Annotated in this window: 10 protein-coding genes; 4 read left to right on the plus strand and 6 right to left on the minus strand. The window is 75.0% G+C overall.

Annotated features, from left to right (window positions below):
- Positions 1 to 266 precede the first annotated feature (266 nt).
- Together AMK29_RS18270 and AMK29_RS18275 are read left to right on the plus strand one after the other, a co-directional pair.
- Complete coding sequence (locus tag AMK29_RS18270; protein WP_073814144.1) at positions 267 to 1,121, plus strand: bifunctional 5,10-methylenetetrahydrofolate dehydrogenase/5,10-methenyltetrahydrofolate cyclohydrolase; 855 nt, start codon at positions 267 to 269, stop codon at positions 1,119 to 1,121.
- 137 nt (positions 1,122 to 1,258) lie between these two features.
- Positions 1,259 to 2,380 carry a hypothetical protein gene (locus AMK29_RS18275; protein WP_073814146.1) on the plus strand — a complete coding sequence of 374 codons (1,122 nt, stop codon included), beginning with the start codon at positions 1,259 to 1,261 and terminating at the stop codon, positions 2,378 to 2,380.
- Positions 2,381 to 2,470: 90 nt separating this feature from the next.
- On the opposite strand, the gene AMK29_RS18280 is transcribed toward AMK29_RS18275, so the two are convergent.
- Entirely contained in the window at positions 2,471 to 3,781 is a 1,311-nt protein-coding gene (locus tag AMK29_RS18280) for an SWIM zinc finger family protein (protein ID WP_073814148.1), read from the minus strand.
- Positions 3,778 to 6,822, minus strand: a complete 3,045-nt coding sequence (locus AMK29_RS18285) for a DEAD/DEAH box helicase (RefSeq protein ID WP_241845481.1) — start codon at positions 6,820 to 6,822, stop codon at positions 3,778 to 3,780. Before AMK29_RS18285 ends, AMK29_RS18280 begins: the two co-directional genes overlap by 4 nt.
- A 263-nt stretch (positions 6,823 to 7,085) precedes the next feature.
- Between AMK29_RS18285 and AMK29_RS18290 the strand changes: the two genes are divergently transcribed.
- Both AMK29_RS18290 and AMK29_RS18295 read left to right on the plus strand, forming a co-directional pair.
- A complete protein-coding gene (locus AMK29_RS18290) occupies positions 7,086 to 8,174 on the plus strand; it encodes an acyl-CoA desaturase (RefSeq protein ID WP_073814150.1) in 1,089 nt (362 codons plus the stop codon).
- Between the two features lie 87 nt (positions 8,175 to 8,261).
- The gene (locus AMK29_RS18295) at positions 8,262 to 8,807 is read left to right on the plus strand and encodes an MOSC domain-containing protein (RefSeq protein WP_073814152.1); all 546 of its coding nucleotides are present in this window, start codon (positions 8,262 to 8,264) and stop codon (positions 8,805 to 8,807) included.
- Between the two features lie 21 nt (positions 8,808 to 8,828).
- On the opposite strand, the gene AMK29_RS18300 is transcribed toward AMK29_RS18295, so the two are convergent.
- The 4 genes from AMK29_RS18300 to AMK29_RS18315 all read right to left on the minus strand — a co-directional run bounded on the left by AMK29_RS18300 (position 8,829) and on the right by AMK29_RS18315 (position 16,397).
- Positions 8,829 to 10,205: a tannase/feruloyl esterase family alpha/beta hydrolase gene (locus AMK29_RS18300; protein WP_073814154.1), complete on the minus strand. Its 1,377-nt coding sequence runs from the start codon at positions 10,203 to 10,205 to the stop codon at positions 8,829 to 8,831.
- A gap of 158 nt (positions 10,206 to 10,363) precedes the next feature.
- Positions 10,364 to 11,299, minus strand: a complete 936-nt coding sequence (locus tag AMK29_RS18305; protein WP_073814156.1) for a hypothetical protein — start codon at positions 11,297 to 11,299, stop codon at positions 10,364 to 10,366.
- Between the two features lie 230 nt (positions 11,300 to 11,529).
- Positions 11,530 to 14,511: a hypothetical protein gene (locus tag AMK29_RS18310; protein WP_073814158.1), complete on the minus strand. Its 2,982-nt coding sequence runs from the start codon at positions 14,509 to 14,511 to the stop codon at positions 11,530 to 11,532.
- A gap of 2 nt (positions 14,512 to 14,513) precedes the next feature.
- Complete coding sequence (locus AMK29_RS18315) at positions 14,514 to 16,397, minus strand: HSP90 family protein (RefSeq protein ID WP_073814160.1); 1,884 nt, start codon at positions 16,395 to 16,397, stop codon at positions 14,514 to 14,516.
- Positions 16,398 to 16,427 lie beyond the last annotated feature (30 nt).

Consider the following 16,427-nt stretch of genomic DNA (forward strand, 5'->3'; position numbering starts at 1 on the left):
GAGAGATAGTGGCACCACAATGGCGCCAAGGCAAGCCACTGTGGCACCAGGTGGCGCCGGAGGTAACGCCCACACGTGGTCGGGGTACAGCGCGGACGGCGTACGCGGCCGTGGTCGACGGCCGGCCCGCCCGGCTGCCCGGCAGGCGCACCCGTCAGAGAGGGGCCCCCCGGGGAGCGGCCCGGCGGGAGCGCCCATCGGCGGGCCCGTACCGATGCCGTGCGCCTGGGCGAACCACCCGTCAGAGACGAAGCCCAGGAGTCGCCATGTCCACCGGTACCGCCACCCTCATGGACGGCACGGCCCTCGCCCGCCGCACGGTCGAGGAGACCGCGGCCCGCGCCGCCGAGATAACCCGCCGCACCGGTGTCACGCCGTGTCTCGCGACCGTCCTGGTCGGCGCGGACCCCGCCTCCGTGACGTACGTGAAGATGAAGCAGAACCGTTGCGCCAAGGCCGGCATCCGCTCCCGGCACGTGGAGCTGCCCGCCGCCACGACCACCGAGGAGCTCGTCGCCGCGATCACCGCCCTCTCCGAGGACCCCGAGGTGCACGGCATCCTGCTCCAGCACCCGGTCGGCCCCCACATCGACGAGCGCGCCGCCTTCGAGGCCATAGCCCCCGCGAAGGACGTCGACGGCGTCACCATGGCCTCGTTCGCCGCCATGGGCTTCGGGCTGCCCGGGTTCGTCTCCTGCACGCCCGGCGGAATCATGCGCCTCCTCGACGCGTACGACGTCGAACTCCGCGGCAGGCGCGCCGTCGTCGTCGGCCGCAGCGCGATCCTCGGCAAGCCGGCCGGCCTGCTCCTCCTCGGCCGCGACGCCACCGTCACCTACTGCCACTCCCGCACCGAGGACCTCGGCTCCGTCATCCGCGAGGCCGACATCCTCGTAGCCGCCGTCGGCAAGCCGAACTTCATCAAGGGCGCCGACATCAAGCCCGGTGCCGTCGTCGTCGACGCCGGCTACAACCCGGGCAACATCGGCGACGTCGACTTCGCGTCGGCCGCCGGGCGCGCCTCGCTCATCACCCCGGTACCCGGCGGTGTCGGCCCCATGACGATCGCCGTGCTCCTCGCCCAGACGGTCGAGGGCGCGGAGCGTCAGCTCGGCCTGTAAGGGTGTCATGACGGGGCGGCGGCACGGGTGGTGGCGGGCGGGGGCGGGGGACCTCGATTGTCACGGTTCTGTACGGGCCTCGCCCGACCCCCGAAAAAAGGTGGCCGCGGGCCCGCCGACGGGCGAATCTTGACCCCGTGTCCCACCCGTCACCCGCCACCCCGCCGCCGGACCACCGACCCGACGCGCCCGGCCCGGTCGAGCCCGCGGCCCCGGACGCGCCCGCCGGCCCCGACACCCCCACCGCGTCGGCCGGCTCCGGCGCACCCGCCGCTTCGACCGACTCCGGCGCTCCGGTGGCGCCTGCGCGATCCGGCGTGTCCGCGGAGCCGGTCGGCTTCTGCGTCCCCGAGGCGTCGGCCGACTCCGACGCTCCGGTAGGGCGCGCCGGTTCCGAGTCCGGGTGGTCGCCGCGCCTCGGCCGGCTCGGTGCGGCCCGGCCCGTGCCGGCCGCGGGACGCGCGCAGTGGTTCGGCGTGCCGCTCGTCCCGCTGCTCGTGGCCGCGCTGGTCGCCGGCGCGTTCCTGGCCGCCCGGGGCGGGACCGAGCAGGGCCTCGCCACCGGCGGGCGGCCGGGCGGCGACCAGGTCGGCGCGCCGTCGCCCGCGGGCGACGGCGGAGCCGCCACCACCCCCACGGCCGGCCAGGAGACGGGCGACACGCACGGCCGGGACAGCGGCGCGCCGGGCGGAGGCGGGCCCGGCACCCGTGGGGACGACACACCGTCGGACGACACCGCGACGGCCGACGCGACCGTCGACGGCACACCGACCCGCACCGCGCCCGCCGATCCCTCGGCCCGCCCCGACAGCACCGTGACGGGCGTGTCCCCGACCCCCTCCCGTACCCGAAGCGCCGCCCCCACACCTCGACCGACAGCCACCGCGACGCACACCGGCACACCGGCCCGGCCCGTCTCCTTCGAGGCGCTGCGCGTCGGGGACTGCTTCGACATCGACCGCGACGCGCCGGGCACCGCCCTCCGGCGCTCCTGCGACACGCCGCACAACGCCGAACTCGTCGCCCGGCTCCGGCTCACCGGCGTCCTCGCCACCGACGCGGCGATCCGGGAAGCGGCCACCCTGCTGTGCCGTGAACCCCTGCGCCGCAAGGCCGCGCTGCAGCCGCTCGGCACGCGCTGGACCACCTTCGTCCAGTACCCGTACCGCACCAGCTACCTCCTAGGCTCGGCCACCGTCGCCTGCAGCCTGGCCGCTCCCTCCGCCACCGGCGGCAAGCTCAGCCGGCCGCTCCTGTAGCACCGGCGCCGAGCGCGGCCGACGGCGCTTCCGGCCCCGGCGTCGACCTCGGCCCCGGCCCCGGCATCGACCTCGGCCGGCCGCTCGCTCTCAGCCGGCCGCCCCCGTGGCACCGGCGGCGAGGGCCGTCGCAAGGGCCGTCGCCGGGTCACGGTCCGCCGGGCCCGCGGGGGTCCAGCGGGCACCGGACTTGAGGTACGGCCACCAGCGCCCGTCCTCGCCGAGTCGCAGCTGCGCCTCCGCGCCCACGGCCGTCCACCGTCCGCCCGCCCGCCGCAGCACCGGCCGCTCGTCGTCCTCCCAGGCCTCCGCCAGCCGCGCACCGGCCCGGACGAGCGCCTCCTCGTCCGGCGTCCACTCCTCCTCCAGTACGGCGAGGGCGGCGGCGCCGCCGCACCGCCACGCGCGCGTGGCGAGGTCCAGCTCCGCCCGCGTCCTGCCCGAACCGGTGGCCAGCCGGGCCGCGATCCAGGGCGCGGGGGAGCCGACCGCGAGCCGCACGGCATCCTGAGCGGCGGTCAGTGGCGGCGCCGACGGCTCCGACCCGAGGGCGTCGAGGAGCATCCGGTGCGCGCGGGCCGCCGCGTCCGACGCGAGGAACTCCAGCGCCGCCGGGTCGATCCCGGGCTCCGGATCCGTCTCCGTGTCCAGGGACGGCGACCGGCCGGGCGCGTCGGCGGCGACCGGAGGCGCGGGCAGCGGCGGCAGCAGGAACTCCGCGGCGTACGCCTCGTCGGCCGACACGCCGGGCATCCCACCCGCGGTCCCCGAGGGCTCCTCTCCGGGCGTGTCGTCCGTCAACGGGCCGCCGCGCGCGGCCCGTGAAGCGCTGCGCGTCTGCAACTGGTCGAGGAGCGTGCGCTCGCCCCGCCCCCGCATCAGCAGCAGGACGAACGGATCCTCGTCGATCAGACGGGCCACCTGGTAGCAGAGTGCCGCCGTGTGCCCGCAGTGGTCCCAGGCCTCGCATCCGCACTCCGGGTCGAGGTCACCGATCCCCGGCAGCAGATCGAGCCCGGCCGCCGCCGCGTCCTCCACCAGGTGCGGCGGCATCTCCCGTTCGAGGAGCGCCGCGATGTGGCCGGCGCTGTCCACGGCGAGGTCGAGGAGCCGTTCCCACTCCTCCTCCGAGAACTCCCGCACCAGGACGTCACTGCGGTACGACGTGCCGTCGCGGTCCTTGACCACCGCCGTGATGCGGCCGGGCCGTACCGACACGGCGCCCACCGCCCCCGCGCGCGCGTGCCGTCGCCCCGCCTTGAGCTGCTGGCCGTCGAGCGCCGTGTCCTCGAGGGCCTTGAGCCAGGCACGGCCCCACCAGGTCCGGGTGAAGGCCGCACCCCGCGCGGGCGGCAGCGCCGCGAACGTCCGCTCCTCGTCCCCGTGTCCGTACCCGCTCATCGTCCGTCCCCTCGCAGTCGCACCAGCTCCGCCAGTTCGGCATCGGTCAGTTCGGTCAGTTCCGGCGGTGCGTCCCCGCCCGTGCCGAGGACACTGTCCGCCAGCTCCCGCTTGCGGTCGAGCATGGTCGCGATCCGGTCCTCGATCGTCCCCTCGGCGATCAGCCGGTGGACCTGCACCGGGCGGTCCTGCCCGATCCGGTACGCGCGGTCGGTGGCCTGGGCCTCCACGGCCGGGTTCCACCAGCGGTCGTAGTGCACGACGTGTTCCGCGCGGGTGAGGTTGAGCCCCGTGCCGGCGGCCTTCAGGGAGAGGAGGAAGACCGGGACCTCCCCGTTCTGGAACCGGGCGACCATCGCCTCGCGCTCGGCGACCGGCGTACCGCCGTGCAGGAACTGCGTCCGCACGCCCCGCGCGGCGAGGTGCGTCTCCAGGAGCCTGGCCATGCCCACGTACTGGGTGAACACCAGGGTGCACGCGCCCTCGGCGAGGATCGTGTCGAGCAGCTCGTCGAGCAGCTCCAGCTTGCCCGAACGGCCCTCGATCCTCGGCCCCTCCTCCTTCAGGTACTGCGCCGGGTGGTTGCAGATCTGCTTGAGGCCGGTCAGCAGCTTCACGACCAGACCGCGGCGCTCCATGCCGTCGGCCTCGGCGATCGCCGTCAGCGTCTCCCGCACCACCGCCTCGTAGAGACCGGCCTGTTCCGGTGTCAGGGACACGGCCCGGTCCGTCTCCGTCTTCGGCGGCAGCTCGGGCGCGATACCGGGGTCCGACTTGCGGCGCCGCAACAGGAACGGACGGACGAGCGCGGCGAGTCGCGCGGCCGCGGCCGGGTCCCTGCCGCCCTCCACGGCGGCGGCGAACCGGGTCCGGAACGCTCCCAGGCTGCCGAGCAGCCCCGGCGTCGTCCAGTCGAGGATCGCCCACAGCTCGGAGAGGTTGTTCTCCACCGGCGTCCCGGACAGCGCCACGCGCGCGCGTGCGCCGATGGTCCGCAGCTGCCTGGCCGTCGCCGAGTACGGGTTCTTGACGTGCTGCGCCTCGTCCGCGACGACGAGTCCCCAGCTCCGCGCGGCGAGTCGCGCGGCGTCGAGCCGCATGGTGCCGTACGTGGTGAGGACGAAACCGTTCTCGTCGAGGTCCTCCAGGTCACGGGTGGCGCCGTGGAAGCGGCGCACCGGCGTGCCGGGCGCGAACTTCTCGATCTCCCGCTGCCAGTTGCCCATGAGGGACGTGGGGCAGACGACGAGAGTGGGTCCCGCGGCCGCCGGGTCGGACTGCCGGTGCAGATGCAGCGCGATCACCGTGATCGTCTTGCCGAGCCCCATGTCGTCGGCGAGGCAGCCGCCGAGACCCAGGGAGGTCATCCGGTGCAGCCAGTCGAGGCCGCGCAGCTGGTAGTCCCGGAGGTTCGCGGCCAGCGCGGGCGGCTGAGCCACCTCGGGCCGGCCGCCCTCGGGGTCGGCGAGCCGCTCCCGCAGCCGCTCCAGCCAGCCGGTCGCGGCGACCTCGACGAGCTGTCCTTCGACCTCGGTGGTGCCGGTGAGGACGGCCGAGAGGGCGTCCACCGGCGTGAGCTCGCGGTCCTGCTGGGCGCGGGCCCGGCGTACCTCGGCCGGGTCGACGAGCACCCAGCGGTCCCGCAGGCGCACGAGGGGCCGCCCGGCTTCGGCGAGCCGGTCGAGCTCGGCCCTGGTCAACTCCCGGTCTCCCACGGCGAAGCGCCAGTTGAAGCCGAGCAGGGCGTCGGCGGAGAGGAAGGAGGGCAGCCCGGAGGCGCGGAAGCCGTCGAACTCCCCGGTGGGCGACCCGCCCCCGGCGCCGTCAGGGTCCTCGGCGGACCCGGCACCCCCGGTCTGCCCGGCGGACCGCGACACGCCGACGGCACCCTGCGCTCCACGGGTGTCCGCGTCCATCGGGCCGATCACCGCGTCGGCGGTCAGCCGGTCGGCGAGTTCGCGCGGCCAGTGCACCTGGACGCCCGCCGCGGCGAGGGCCTGGCCCGCGGCGCCCAGGAGTTCCGCGACCTCCTCGTCGGCGAGTTCGACGGTGTCGGGCACCGCCGCGGTCAGGAGCGGCGTCAGCGGGGCCCACGCGCGCGCGGCGCGCCGCAGCGCGAGCAGGGCGTCCATCCGGGCCCGGGGTCCGAACGCCTCTGCGTTCCGACCGGAGCCCGCCCACACCTCGGCCGCGTCCGCGACGAGCGTCGGGTCGGCGACGGCGTGCAGTTGCAGGACCGCGCGGAACCCCGGCGCCTCCTCCGCATCGGCGGTGAAGCCGGGGAGTTCGAGCCGGAGCGACAGCCGGATGCCCGCGTCGTGCACGGCCGCCACGTCGGCCGCCCAGGTCCGCTGCCCCGGGATCCGCTGTGGCTCGTCGGCCGCGAAGGCGGGCCCGCCGGCGGCGAGTTGAGCCGCCGGTGTACGGGGCAGGGTGTCCGCGACGGCGTCCGTGAAGGCGCGGAGCAGCGCCTCGGGTTCCGGCAGCAGCGACGGCTCGTCCGGTGACAGCGGTACGGCGTGGGCCGTGGGCGGCATCGACGCGGCGAGCGTACGCAGTTCCGCCAGCTCCTCCGGGCCGAGCGGACCGGCTCGCCAGGCGTCGACGTCGTCGGAGCCGAGGCCGGGCAGGAGCAGACCGCGAGAGACGAGATCGAGGGCGAGGAGCGAGGCGGCACCCCAGAAAGCGGTCGCGGCAGACGCGGTGGCGGAGAACCGCGCGCGGGCGAGCAGCGGCAGGGCGTCCCGTACGGGAAGGGTGACGGCGGGGACGCTCACGGGGCGGCGGCCGACGCCGTCCACGACCGTGATCTCGTCTCCGGCCGATGCGAGCCCCGGCGCGCCCGCCGACGGGTCGTCCACGGCGCTCCCCGCTGCCGGCAGCGTCTCGCCGACCGGTGACCAGAAGGCGATCCGGCCGGTGCGCGGCGGATCGGCGGGGAGGAAGACGGGGGAGTGGTGGGCGAGTCCGAAGAGGGTGTCCCGAGTGGGTTCGACGGTGGTTCCGCGGGCGGAATCATCGGGTCCGTGCGACAGCGACAACGCATTCCTCAAATTTGACTACCTGAAGACCGAGCGGCCGAGGATACCTCGCCGAGTGGACTTGACGTGCACCCCCGCCACGTGATCCGCACCACAGGTCCGCGGGGGTGGGGCTCCCCCTACCCCCGGCCCCCGGCCCGCCCCCCGCCCGCCTCGGGTGGTGCCGCCATGGCCCCGGACGATCGCGGATCCGTACGTTCGACACAGGCGCCGACCGACCCGAACGTCACCGGATCCCGACCCACAGAAACCGGAGCCCGCCCATGCCCCAGGCCACCGTCCTGCCCCCGGCCGCCGCCCCCGCCGCGGCGCCCGCCCGAGCCAGGGGCGGCAGTGAGTTCACCCCGCTCCTGCGGATGGTGAGGGAACAGGGCCTCCTCGAACACCGCCCCGGCTGGTACGCCCGCGGCATCGCCGTCAACCTCCTCGGCATCGCCGCCGTGGTGACGGGCCTCGCCCTGATCGGACCCTCCTGGTGGGCACTCCCGCTCGCCGTACCCCTCGCGCTGCTCTCGGCCCGCGTCGCCTTCGTCGGCCACGACGCCGGCCATGCCCAGATCACCGCGAACCGGAGGATCAGCCGGATCGTCCAGCTCGTCCACGCCAACCTCCTCCTCGGCATGAGCCGGGAGTGGTGGAACGACAAGCACAACCGCCACCACGCCCATCCCAACCACCTCGACAAGGACCCCGACGTCGCGGCCGACATCCTCGTCTTCGCCGACCACCAGACGGCGGGCCGCACGGGGCTGCGCGGGTTCCTCACCCGTCACCAGGCATGGCTGTTCTTCCCGCTGACGACCCTGGAGGGCATCGCGCTCAAGGTGTACGGGGTGCAGGCCCTGCTGGCGGCGGACGGCCCGTGCCGCACCCGGCGCGAGCGGATCGTCGAAGGCGCGCTGCTCCTCGCCCACTTCGCCGGCTACGCGGCCCTGCTCCTCACCCTCCTCGCCCCCGCCCAGGCCCTGGTCTTCGCCCTCGTCCACCAGATGCTGTTCGGCGTCCACCTGGGCATGGCCTTCGCCCCGAACCACAAGGGCATGGAGCGGCCCGACGAGCACGCCGACGGCGACAGCTGGGGGCATCTGCGGCGCCAGGTGCTGACCTCGCGCAACATCCGGGGCGGCGCCCTCACCGACTGGTTCCTCGGCGGGCTCAACTACCAGGTCGAACACCACCTCTTCCCGAGCATGCCGCGCCCCCATCTGCGTCTCGCCCAGCCCGCCGTCCGGGCCCACTGCGCCGCCCTGGGCGTGCCGTACACGGAGACCGGCTTCGTCGACTCGTACCGACAGGCCCTCGGCCATCTGCACGAGGTGGGCGCACCGCTGCGCTCCGAGTGGGCCGAGTAGGGTCGGAAGCGGTCACCCGCGAGGTGATCAACGGTCCGGCGGACGGGACTCCGCTCGCCGGAGAGCGGAGAAGGGGAGCTCCTCGTCATGAACGACGGCACGGTCACCACGGTCAGCAGCAACGGCACCTACTCCTTCACCAAGCCCAACAGGGACGGCATCACCCTCCTCGCCGGGCTCGGAGTGGAGGGCGACGTCCACGCGGGCGTGACGGTGAAGCACCGGTCCCGCGTCGCCCAGGACCCGACCCGGCCCAACCTGCGCCAGGTGCATCTCATCCACGCCGAGCTCTTCGACGAGGTGGCCGGCGCAGGCTTCGACGTCGCCCCCGGCGATCTCGGCGAGAACGTCACCACCCGGGGGATCGACCTCCTCGGCCTGCCCACCGGCACCCTGCTGCACCTCGGGGCCGAGGCCGTCGTCGAGGTCACGGGACTGCGCAACCCCTGCGCTCAGATCGACTCCTTCCGGCACGGACTGCTCAAGCAGGTCCTCGGCCGTGACGAGAACGGCGAGATCGTGCGCAAGGCCGGGATCATGGGGGTCGTCCTGACCGGCGGCGAGGTGCGGCCCGGCGACACCGTCCGCGCCGAGTTGCCCGAGGGGCCGCACCGCCCGCTGGAAAAGGTCTGAGCCCCGGACACGGGCGCCGGCTCACTCCGCCAGAGGGCAGGAGTTGACCAGGTCACCGCTCGTGGGCCGGACGATCGTACGGTCGGCGGGCGGTGCCGTGCCGTCCTCGACCCAGCGCGTCAGCGCGTCGAACGCGGAGCGGTAGCAGGGCAGGATCGGACGCAGCCGGTCCGGATACGTGTCGTACAGACCGTCGGTGTGCGTCCCGTCCTGCACCCGGTAGTACCGGTGCAGCCCGCCCCGGCCCCGTCCGTCGATCATGCGCGCGTAGCGGTCGGACCCGGTGGAGACGGGCAGCAGGGTGTCCAGGTCGCCGTGGAGGGTGACGAGCGGCTTGCCGATCCGTCCGGTCAGCGCGACCTTCGCCACCGCGCGGTGCACGGACGCCGGACGGGAGGCGTAGTCGTACGAGGCGTCCGAGGCGCAGGGCGCGAAGATCTGCTCCACGGTCCCGCCGGCGCCGGAGCCGGGGCAGGCCGGGTCGTAGGAGGGGTCGAACTCCGCCCGGAAGATCTTCTGGGTCAGTCCCCAGTACGCCTTCTCGTGGTAGGGCCACAGGAAGCGCGACCCCGGCGCGAAGCCCGCCCCGATCATGTCCGCGTCGGAGGCCTGCCCGAGTGACCTGGCCACCGTCACGGGCAGGCTCGTCAGGAGCTGGGGGTCGCGCGCCGTCCACAGCGCGCCCTCCCAGTCCACGCCGCCGTCGTACAGCTCGGGCCGGTTCTCCAGCTGCCAGCGCGTCAGATAGCCGCCGTTGGAGATCCCGGTCATGTACGTGCGCTCCGGGGCGTGGCCGTAGCGCTGGCGCACGGCCCGCTTGGCCCCCCGCGTCAGCTCCGTCACCCGGCGGTTCCACTCGGCGACCGCGTCGCCCGGGCCCCGGCCGTCGGTGAAGAAGTCCGGCCCGGTGTTGCCCTTGTCGGTGGCGGCGTAGGCGAACCCCTGGGCCAGGACCTGGTCGGAGATGAGCGCGTCCGTGGAGTACTGGCGCCTGGTTCCCGGCGCGCCGGTGACGACCAGCCCGCCGTTCCAGCGGTCGGGCAGGCGGATGACGAACTGCGCGTCGTGGGCCCAGCCGTGGGTGGCGTTGAGGCGCGAGTCGTCGGGGAAGTACCCGTCGATCTGGACTCCCGGCACCCCCGAGGGGTTGCGGGTCCCCTTGGCGGCCAGGCCGGCCTGGTCCGCCAGGTCGGTGTACCGCGTGCCGGCGAGCCCGGCGGTCGTCAGGTCGTCCAGGCAGGCGGACCGCTGGTGCTCGGCGCCGGGTACGCGCAATCGATCCTGCCGGGCGCAGTGCCCGGCCGCCCGCTCCTCGGCCCCGGCGGGGCTCGCGGGCGCGAGGACGGTGACCCCGGTCAGGAGCGCGGCGAACAGGGAGACGCCTGGGAACAGGCGCATGGTGGGCCTCCGAAGGGACGACGGAATGGGGTGCGGCGCCACATCCTGCGGCGAGCGCCCACCACCGGGCCATGGTCCGGGACCACACCTCGGGCCGTCGTCCTATGGGGAGTCGTCGTGCGGAGTCGTTCCGCGGACTCCAGCCGTCGGAGGAGCGGTCAGGAAGGGCGTATCGCCATCGCGTCGAGCCCTTCGAGGAGCGCGGGCAGCCGTGCGCCCCGAGCCACCGGGAGCACCTCGCCCGGCAGTTCGTCGAGCAGTACGAAGGCCATGTCGTCGGCCCGGGCCACGAGCGACCATCCGGGGCCGTCCGCGCGCAGCGTCCGCACGCCCCCCTCCGCACCGGCGACGGACCGCACCCGCCCGACCGGCGGCGGTTCCACCAGATACCCCCGGAGCGCGTCGAGCGCCTCCCGGACGCCGTCGTACGGGTCAGGGACGGCCCTGTCCGGGGCCGTGGCCGCACTCGGAGCCGTGGCCGCACTCGGCGTCACGGCCGCACCCGGAGCCGCGGTCGCACCCTCGGCGCGGCCGGGGACCGTGCCGGCGGCCGGACCCGCGGGCTGCTCCCCGGGCGGGGGACCGTCGGACACCTGGGCCCGCCACGTCGCCCACTGGAGGGCCACCTCGTCGGCGCCGAGGCGGCGCTGGGCCGGACCCCACTCGTCCTCGGCGGGCGGCACCAGCGGGGCGGGATCGCCCTCCTCCGGTTCGGGATCGTGCGGAGCCGGTACTCCCGGGGCACGGGTCGCCACGGCCAGCGGCCAGCCCGGCAGCCCGGTCACCACCGTGTGCTCGGCGGGCGAGAGGTCGTAGGCCATGCCGCAGTCCCAGGAGGAGATGGCCACCGCGACCAGCGACACGTCGTCGACCACGACCGTCCAGCGTGCCCCGAGCCCGTCCTGGCCGAAGACCAGCCCGTATCCCTCCTCGTACGGTTCGAGCCCGAGCGCCGCGCAGGCCGCCGGGTAGTCGTCACCGAGCACGCTCGGGAAGCGCGCGGGCGTGAGCAGCGCCGCCGTCAGCACGAACAGCGCGTCGGCGTCGGCGTCGCCGACGGCCTCGGCCTCGGCGATCGGGTCCGTCCCAGCCACGCTTGCCTCCCCATCCGGTTGTCGGCGCACCATAACCAGTCAGGAGGGACACCTGTCCATAGCTCGGCGCCGTGACCTGCGTCGCCGTGCGGACGTCCCGGTGCGGGCTCCCCACCCCGGCACCATGATCCGCGTCACCGGACGGACGCCCCCGTGCCCGCCCCCCCTGCCGTCGACAGGGGAGCGGGCACGGCGGTGTCACCGGGACCCGTGACGCCGAGGGAGCGGCCTCACTCGTCGCGCAGCCTGGCCGCCAGGGCGATCAGCGGCTCCGCCTCCTCGGTGCGGTCCATGGCGGTCAGGCGGGAGATCGCCGAGCCGAGGCGCCTCAGGGCGGGCGCGACGCGTTCCAGGAAGATGCCCTCCACGGCACCCGCGAACCGGACGCACTCGGCCCACTCGCCGACGCGCTCGTCCTCCGGCCCCGGCTCGCCGAGCAGCCCGAGCGCCTTCTCCAGGGCGGCGAGGGCGTCCTCGTGCTCACCGCCGAGGGCGTTCACCCGTCCGAACTCGTAGGCGAGGGCGGTGTCCAGGGAACGGTCCTCGCCCTCGTACGCGGCGGCACGGGCCTCGTCGGCGACCCTGGAGGCGTCGGCGAGGAAGCCGAGGGCGCCCGGCAGGCCGTCGGGGCCCTGCTGCTGGGTCTGGAGGCGGGCCAGTTCGCGCAGGCAGCTGCTGAGCTGCCCGTAGCGCGGGGCCAGGGCGTGGGCGGCGAGTGCCTGGTCCACGGCACTTCGGGCCCGGTCGAAGTCGCCGGACTCGCCCAGGAGCGTGGCCGTCTCGGCGGCGATCATGGCGTGGCTCCCCGGGTCGTCGTCCCAGCCGGCCGACTCGGCCGCGAGCGCGACGAACTCCGCCGTGGCGGCCTTGAGGTCCTCCCCGGCGTACAGCGCGCGGGCGCGGGTCAGACGCAGCTGGGCGACGAGCCGGTCGTTCAGCTCCCCCGAGGCCACGTCCGGTTCGGCCAGGAGCGAGTCGAGCAGGGCGATGCAGTCCTCGATCCGGCCCAGGTCCAGGCTGAGCTGGGCCGCGCCGCTGTACGAGCAGAACGCGTCCGTCCGGTCGCCGCGGCGCAGGCCCAGCTCGGCGGAGCGCGTCAGATGCCGCAGTGCCTCGTCCGTGCGGCCGAGGCGCATGCAGGCCTCGGCAAGGTCACTGTGGAGGCGGGCGGAGTCGACCGAGTCGGCCGGCCAGCCGGCGGCCAGCCGCAGGGCCTCGGACAGATCCGCGTACGCGGCCTCGGCGTCCCGCAGACCGAGCTGGAGCCGGCCGCGCAGCCCGAGCGTGCGCGGCAGGTGCCAGGCGGGGCCGTGCGTCCTCAGCCGGTCGAGCAGGGCGTCGGTCTCGGTGACCGCGCCGGCCAGGTCCCCGGACATCGCGTGCGTGCTGGCGCGCAGCAGCAGGGCGTTCGACACCTGCCCCACGATGTCGTGCCGGGTGGCGAAGGCGTGGAGCAGCTCCGCCTCGGCGAAGACCGGAGCGACGTGCTCGTCGCTCCCCGACGTCTGCAGGCGCAGGCCGAGCGCGGTGACCCGCATGCGCAGCAGACGGGCCTCCTGGTGCGGGGCGAGGCCGGGCGTCTCCTCGTGCAGACGGACCAGGGCCTCGTGGGCCGCGGTGAACACGTCCGCCTTCGCCCCCGGTCCGTGGGTGCACTCCGCGCCCTCTTCCGGGCGCTCCTCGGCACCCTTCTCCGCGGCGGTCTCGGCGGCCGTCTCGGCGGCGGCGAGCAGGGCGGCGGCGCGCTCGACGGCCGCGTCCCCCAGCTCCCCGGCGTCCTCGTACAGGCCCGCGGCCTCCTCGTACAGGGCGGCGGCGAGCTCGCGCTCGTCGTCGCCCAGCCGGCTCGACTCGTCGGCCAGCAGATCGGCACGCAGCCGTACCAGCGGGCCGACGGCCGGGTCGTCGGGGTGGACGTAGTCGCGGCTGGTCACCAGGGCGCGCAGCCGGGCCCAGCAGGCCTGCGCGTCCGGGTGCCCCTGCGCGTCCAGGGCTCGTGCCCGGACGATGAGTTCGGGCAGCGGCTCGGGCTCGGCCGCGGCCGGGCGCGGCGCGGGCGCGGCGACCGGGGCGGCCGACGCCACGTCGTCGAGACCGCGGCTGCGCAGGGTCAGTTCCAGGGCGTCCAGGAGCGGGGCACGGTCGAGGCGGGCCCTGCGGCGGTCGGTGTGGGCCGTGGTCCCGTTCCGCGCGTCGAAGCGGGCGGCGAGGTCGTCGGCGCGGGCCCCCGCCTCGGCGCGCAGGCCGGCCACCGTCCAGGCGCGGCCCGCGAACCCGGCGGTGGGAAGCTCGCCGTGGCCGAGGGCCTCGACGCGCCGCAGCAGGACGCCGACGCCGGTGAGGAAGTCGAGCTGGTCCAGCGGGGAGTCGACCTCGTCGAACAGGTTCCGGTTCTCCGCGAGCAGCTCCAGACCGCGCGCCTCGTTGCCGGTCAGGGCGCAGAACTCCAGGTGCCGGCCGACCTCCCCGGACATCGAGGGGTTGCGCCGGCAGGCCCGGTACCCGGCGAGGTGCAGCTCCCGGGCCCGGTCGGCGCCTCCGGCGCGCAGCAGGGGCAGCAGCGCGTACGAGACGGAACGGGCCGGCTCCTCCTGGCAGGACTCCTTCCCGGCCAGTACGGGCTCCCAGGTGCGCAGCGCCCGCGCCTCGTCGCCCGCCGCGAGGTGGTGGAGGGCGCGCTCGCAGATCTCGCAGGCCTCGCAGTCGCTCAGCCGGGTGCGGGTGCGGCCCGCCCACAGCTCGTAGGCGACGGTCGTGTCCTCACCGCGGTGGGCGGCGAGCTGGTACGCCTGACCGTAGTACGGCTGGAGGCCGAGACCGGCCTTCTCGTACCGCTCACGCATCTCGGTGAGCCACTGACGCAGGCTCGCCAGCGGGATCTCGGGCAGCGCGCGCAGGGCGTTGGCCACCCACTTGAACCGCCAGAACAACTGGTGGCGCATCCGCTCGTCGAAGACGTCGGGCTGCTCGTCGAAGAGGGTGAGCAGCCGGGCGAAGACGACGGGAGACTTCCGGGGCTCGGAGCCGTAGGTGTACGCCTCCTGGAGCTCGAACAGCGCCCGCGCGAGCGGGACGGGCTCCGCGAACTGCTCGGCGGCGTCGACCAGTTCCTCGGCGGTGACGGTGCGGGTACGGCCGTAGGGGCGCTCGTGGTTCTCCTGGAGCGCCTGGTACAGCTCGTCCGTGTTCTGGGGATGGGGTGCGCTGGGCATCGTCAGCTGTCCTTGCGGAGGGCGTGGGCGAGGAGGTCGAGGAAGGAGCGGTTGATGAGGCTCGACTCGGCGGGCCTGAGCGGACGCCGGGACAGCAGCGCGGCCTGCCCGTACAGGGCTTCGGCGCTGGTGCGGGCCAGTTCGGGCTCGTCGATGGCGACAGCGGTGCGGACCAGGGGGTTGAGCTGGTTGAGGATCAGCTGGGCCCGGGGGGCCTCCTGGCGGAGGGCGCCGAGGATGTCGCCCCACAGGCCGCCCTCCTGCTCACGGGCGAGCTGGGAGCGGGTGCGCTCGTGCCGTGCCTCCCGGCTGTCGACGAGGAGGGCGGGGGCGGAGGCGGGCTGGAAGGTGCGCAGCGCGACGTCGCAGTCGAAGACGGCGAGGGCGTCGCGAGCCCGGGCGAGGTAGGCCGCGGCCGCCAGTTCCGTCTCCCGGTCGACGGGGTCCAGATGGGCGGTGAGGGTCGCGGGGTCGAGGTCGGCGACGTTGACCTCCGGCCGGACCTCGGGCAGCCGGTGGACCAGCTCGCGGTCGTAGGTGTAGCCGCCGTTGACGACGCCGAGCCCCGCCGCCGAGGCGATCGCGGCGACCTGCCGGAACTCCTCCACGCTCGACGTCACGAGCACCGTGCGGTGGGTGCGCGCGAACTCGTCGAGGGTGGTGTGCCCGTCGGTGGTCTCGAACGGCAGCCACGGCAGCAGCATCCGCAGGATCTCGTCGTCGTGCACCGCGAGCGACTTCACGGCCAGGTGGTGGGTCTGGAGGAAGCGGGCGAGCAGGTCGGGGTCGCTGGCGGCGGCCCGCGAGATCCACGCGCGCAGCCGCTCGGCGAGGGCGTCGCGCACGGCGGCGAGGGTGGCGTCCTCGTACAGGGACTCGCGGGACGCCGTCGGGCGCAGGCTCTCGGCGTCGATGACGCAGCGGACGAAGAACGCCCACTCGGGCAGGATCTCCTCGGCCTGCTCGGACAGCAGCATGCCCTTGACGTGCACGCGGTGCCCGTGGCGGCGCCCGGCGGGCACCGCTTCGGGCAGCACGCACGCGATGCCCTTCAGACCGACGGCGGGCAGATCCAGCTCGATGGTGTCCAGGGGCGTGAAGCCGAAGACCTTCTCGCCGTACGCGGCCAGCGCGCGCGAGCGGGAGCCCGGGGTGGGAAACGTACGGGCCCAGGGCGCAGGCTCGGGGTTGACGGGCACGCCCGGGCCGCCCGAGCCGTCGTCGAAGGTCACCGGGTGGCGCAGCAGGGAGCCGAAGTGCCGGGCGAGCGCGTGCACCTTCACCGGGCGGGTCCACTCGTCCGCGTCGGCGCGCGGCGTCAGGGTGACGGTCGTGCCGGGTCGGGGGCGGGCGGAAGCGGGCAGCGTGCGCACGGTGTAGCTGCCGTCACCTCGTCCGCGCCACTCGACCGCGGGTGCGTCGGGGGTCCGGGCGGAGCGGCTCAGGACGTGGATCTCGTCCGCGACCAGGAAGCAGGAGAGCAGTCCGATGCCGAACTGGCCGATGAAGTCGCCGCGCTGCTCCTCGATCCTTCCCCAGCCCCGGACGGGCTCGTCCGGGGAGCCGCCGGCGGCGCGCTTGCTGCTGCGGCCGATCGTGGCGAGGAAGGTGTGCACATCGGCCTCGGTGAGGCCGACGCCGTCGTCCTCGACGCGCACCACCGAGCCGTCGGCGTGCAGGCGGATGCCGAAGTCGTCGGCGGAGGCTCCCGGTTCGAGGGCGTGGCGTGCGGTCAGCGCGTCCACCGCGTTCTGCAGGAGTTCGCGCAGGTAGACGCGGGGGCTGGAGTAGAGGTGGTGGGAGAGGAGGTCGACGAGGCCGCGCAGATCCACCTGGAAGGTGCGGTCGGCGCCGTCCGGGTTCGGGGCGGTGTCGGGCAGAGTCATGGGGCAGTCCGGGGTGCGAGGAGCGGCGGG

The sequence above is a fragment of the Streptomyces sp. CB02261 genome, assembly GCF_001905665.1.
In the GTDB taxonomy this organism is placed as follows: domain Bacteria; phylum Actinomycetota; class Actinomycetes; order Streptomycetales; family Streptomycetaceae; genus Streptomyces.